This window comes from Methyloceanibacter marginalis (assembly GCF_001723295.1).
Classification (GTDB): domain Bacteria; phylum Pseudomonadota; class Alphaproteobacteria; order Rhizobiales; family Methyloligellaceae; genus Methyloceanibacter; species Methyloceanibacter marginalis.
Genome location: NZ_LPWD01000197.1, coordinates 1 through 3,880, shown reverse-complemented (window position 1 = coordinate 3,880; position 3,880 = coordinate 1). Strand labels below are relative to the sequence as shown.

General features: G+C 64.9%; 6 protein-coding genes and 1 pseudogene. 3 read left to right on the top strand and 4 right to left on the bottom strand.

What is annotated here, in order from left to right:
• The 4 genes and pseudogenes from AUC71_RS08215 to purC all read right to left on the bottom strand — a co-directional run.
• A pseudogene (locus AUC71_RS08215) lies at window positions 1–877 on the bottom strand (AIR synthase related protein); the annotation flags it as partial.
• Between the two features lie 35 nt (window positions 878–912).
• Complete coding sequence (gene purQ, locus AUC71_RS08210) at window positions 913–1,602, bottom strand: phosphoribosylformylglycinamidine synthase subunit PurQ (protein ID WP_069623877.1); 690 nt, start codon at window positions 1,600–1,602, stop codon at window positions 913–915.
• A 132-nt stretch (window positions 1,603–1,734) separates the two neighbouring features.
• The gene (purS, locus tag AUC71_RS08205) at window positions 1,735–1,980 is read right to left on the bottom strand and encodes a phosphoribosylformylglycinamidine synthase subunit PurS (RefSeq protein WP_069623876.1); all 246 of its coding nucleotides are present in this window, start codon (window positions 1,978–1,980) and stop codon (window positions 1,735–1,737) included.
• A gap of 24 nt (window positions 1,981–2,004) precedes the next feature.
• Entirely contained in the window at window positions 2,005–2,775 is a 771-nt protein-coding gene (purC, locus tag AUC71_RS08200; protein ID WP_069623875.1) for a phosphoribosylaminoimidazolesuccinocarboxamide synthase, read from the bottom strand.
• A gap of 300 nt (window positions 2,776–3,075) precedes the next feature.
• Here purC and AUC71_RS08195 point away from each other — a divergent pair, with 300 nt between their 5' ends.
• The 3 genes from AUC71_RS08195 to AUC71_RS21025 all read left to right on the top strand — a co-directional run.
• Window positions 3,076–3,405 (top strand): DUF1476 domain-containing protein, encoded by a 330-nt coding sequence (locus AUC71_RS08195; RefSeq protein WP_069623874.1) that lies wholly within the window; start codon window positions 3,076–3,078, stop codon window positions 3,403–3,405.
• Window positions 3,406–3,411: 6 nt separating this feature from the next.
• Window positions 3,412–3,585: a hypothetical protein gene (locus AUC71_RS21030; RefSeq protein WP_244500854.1), complete on the top strand. Its 174-nt coding sequence runs from the start codon at window positions 3,412–3,414 to the stop codon at window positions 3,583–3,585.
• A 38-nt stretch (window positions 3,586–3,623) separates the two neighbouring features.
• Window positions 3,624–3,880: aldolase/citrate lyase family protein (locus AUC71_RS21025; protein ID WP_244500853.1), on the top strand; the 257-nt coding region annotated here is incomplete at its 3' end.

Sequence of the window (3,880 nt, the reverse complement as noted above, 5' to 3'; positions counted from 1 at the left end):
GGCGGCACGGCACGACGGTCGAGAGTCGAGGTCGATGCCGACGCCGCCTTTGTCGGCCATCTCCACGGACGAGAGGTGAGCCCTGCCGCGCCCATGTCCTGAATGCCGACAATGGCGTCCTCGGCCATCAGTTCGAGGCAGGCTTCCAGCAGCAGCTTCTCGGTGAACGGGTCGCCCACCTGCACCGTGGGGCGCTTCTCCTCGGAAGCGTCGTCGAACTCGGCCGACGCCATCGTGGCGCCGTGAATGCCGTCGCGGCCCGTCTTGGAGCCCACATAGACCACGGGCAGCCCGACACCCTTGGCGGCGGATGTGAAGATGCGGTCCGCATCCACCAGCCCCACCGTCATGGCGTTGACGAGGATGTTGTCATTGTAGCGGGGGTCGAAATTGGTCTCGCCGCCGATGGTCGGCACGCCCATGCAGTTGCCGTAATCGCCGATGCCCGAGACCACGCCCGCCACGAGGTGCCGCGTCTTGGCATGGTCGGCTGAGCCGAAGCGCAGCGCATTCATGTTGGCGACAGGGCGCGCGCCATGGTGAACACGTCGCGCATGATGCCGCCGACGCCCGTCGCGGCCCCCTGATAGGGCTCGATATACGAGGGGTGGTTGTGGCTCTCCATCTTGAAGACCGCCGCCTGGCCGTCGCCGAGATCGACCACGCCGGCGTTCTCGCCAGGGCCTTGGATCACTTGCGGACCCGAGGTGGGCAGCTTCTTCAGCCACACCCGCGAGGATTTATAGGAGCAATGCTCCGACCACATGACCGAGAACACGCCTAGCTCGGTCAGGGTCGGCTCGCGGCCGAGCTCCTTCAGGAGCTGCGCGTATTCGTCTGGGCTGATGCCGTGTTCCGCGACCAGCTCGTCGGACAGACCCTGCGCTTTGTGTGCCGCCTTGGCCGCGCCGCTCAATGGAGGGTCTCCACCAGAGACGCGAACATCTTGGTCCCGTCCGTGCCGGAGAGCGCCGGGTCCACCAGCCGCTCGGGGTGAGGCATCATGCCGAGCACGGTGCCGGTCTCGTTGTAGATGCCGGCGATGTTGCGGCGAGAGCCGTTCGGGTTTGCCGCTTCGCTCACCGCGCCGGAAGCCTCGCAATAGCGGAACGCCACCCGGTTCTCGCCTTCGAGCCGGTCGAGCGTGTCCTCGTCGGCGAAATAGCTGCCGTCCTTATGCGCAACGGGAAAGCGCACGACCTCGCCCAATTCGTAGGCTCTAGTAAAGCGCGTGTCGTTGCGCTCCACCTTGAGCAGCACGTCCTTGCAGATGAACCGCAAGGTCGCGTTGCGCATGAGCACGCCGGGCAACAGTCCCGCTTCGGTGAGCACCTGGAAGCCGTTGCAGATGCCGAGCACCGGCGTGCCCGCCTTGGCGCGGCGCACCACCTCGCGCATCACCGGCGAATGAGCCGCCATGGCGCCGGAGCGCAGATAGTCTCCATAGGAAAAGCCGCCCGGCAGCAGGATCAGATCGCTCTTGGGCAGTTCGGAATCGCCGTGCCACACCATTGTCGGGGCTTTGCCCATGGCGGCCTCGAGCGCCACCGCCGCGTCGCGGTCGCAGTTCGATCCCGGAAAGACGATGATGCTGGCTTTCATGTCTCTCGGCTTACCAACTCTCTGCGTGTCATGCCCGGCCTTGTGCCGGGCATCCACGTGTTTCTTTGTTCAAATCGTGGATGGCCGGGACAAGCCCGGCCATGACGGGGCCGGGAAGGGGTGGAAAGGAGCCTACGCCGCCTCGAGTTCATAGGCGTAGTTCTCGATGATGGTGTTGGCGAGGAGCTGCTCGCACATGCGCTCGATCTCGGCACGGGCCTTGTCGGGATCGCTCTCGGTCACTTCGACCTCGATATATTTGCCCTGACGGACGCCGTCGACCGCGCCGAAGCCGAGCGCGTGCAGCGCGCCTTCGATGGCCTTGCCCTGCGGATCGAGCACGCCGGGCTTCAGCGTGATGGTGATGCGCGCCTTCATGCCTCTCGTCGCTTTCCAGCCAGCCTATTTCGACTGCACCAGGATGGGGCCGCTCCGCGTCCGGGTCGGATTGTCCACATGCAGGCCGAGCCGGCGCGCCACCTCCTGGTAGGCCTCGACCAGGCCGCCCATGTCCCGGCGGAAGCGATCCTTGTCCAGCTTGTTCTGAGTCTCGATATCCCACAACCGGCAGCAGTCCGGCGAAATCTCGTCGGCGAGCACGATGCGCATCTGATCGCCTTCCCACAACCGCCCGAACTCGACCTTGAAATCGACCAGACGGATGCCGACGCCGAGGAACAGCCCGGAGAGGAAGTCGTTGATGCGTAGCGCGAGCGACATGATGTCGTCGAGCTCGTGCGGCGCCGCCCAGGCAAAGGCGGTGATGTGCTCTTCGGTCACCATCGGGTCGCCGAGCTCGTCGGACTTGTAATAGAACTCGACGATCGAGCGGGGCAGGGTGGTGCCTTCCTCGAGCCCAAGACGGGTGGACAGCGATCCCGCCGCCACGTTGCGGATCACCACCTCGAGCGGAATGATCTCGACTTCGCGGATGAGCTGCTCGCGCATGTTCAGCCGCTTCATGAAGTGCGTCGGCACGCCGATCTCGTTCAACCGCTCGAAGATGAACTCCGAAATGCGGTTGTTGAGGACGCCTTTGCCCTCGATCTTGTCGTGCTTCTTGTTGTTGAAGGCGGTCGCGTCGTCCTTGAAGTGCTGGACGAGCGTGCCGGGTTCGGGCCCTTCATAGAGGATTTTGGCCTTGCCCTCGTAGACGCGCCGGCGACGGTTCATATTTGGTTCCTCACTGGACTGGCTCTAACGACTGACAAACGCCAAACGCGCGGGGAGTGGGAGAGCCCAGGCCGCGCGCCACACACGAATCGCCATCGCAGGAATCGATCAAGAATTAAAGGCGACATTAGCCCAACGAATGGGGCCGTACAACGGCCCGCACGCGCGGCGGATAGCGCCCGGGGAATTGTTGATTTTCCGGCATTTCGGGGCTATCACCCGCGTTCCGGAAGCGGGATTTTCCCCAATAATTCCACGGGCCGCGCCCCGCGCTTTGGCGGGGGCTTTGGAGGTGCGCCGATGACGAATTTTGACGATCGCGAGAAGAGCTTCGAGAGGAAATTCGCCCTCGACGAGGAGCTGAAGTTCAAATCGACCGCCAGGCGCAACAAGCTGCTTGGCCTCTGGGCCGCCGAAAAAATGGGGCTTTCCGGCGACGACGCCCAAGCCTATGCCCGCGAGGTGGTCAAGGCCGACTTCGAGGAACCGGGCGAGGAGGACGTGTACCGCAAGATCAGGGCCGACTTCGATGCCAAGGGCGTCGAGCAGTCCGAGCACCAGATCCGCCGCGCCATGGTCGATCTCCTGGCCGAGGCGGTGCGTCAAATCGAAGCTGAGGCCAGAGGCTAGCGCGCCATGCCCGAGGACCTGTTCCGGAGGGCCGCGCGCGAGCGGCGGACGCTGCTCAATGCTTGGCTGATGCTGAACGATCCCCTCGCCATCGAGCTGATCGGCGAGGCGGGCTGGGACTGCGTCACCATCGACCAGCAGCATGGGATGGGGGCAACGAGACGCTTCTCGCCTGCCTGACCGCCGCCCGGGCCGCCGGCCTGCCGGCCATCGTCCGGGTGGCCAACAACGATCCTGGCCTTGTGGGCCGGGCGCTGGACGCCGGCGCCCAAGGCATCATGTGCCCGCTGATCAATAGCGTAGAGGAGGCGGAGGCCTTCGTGCGGGCGGTGAAGTACCCGCCGCAGGGCCTGCGCAGCTGGGGGCCGTATCGCGCCAAGCTCGGCCATGCGGGCGACTATTTCGCGTCCGCCAACAGCTTCACCATCGCCTGCCCGCAAATCGAGACCAAGGGCGCGCTCGACCAGCTCGACGA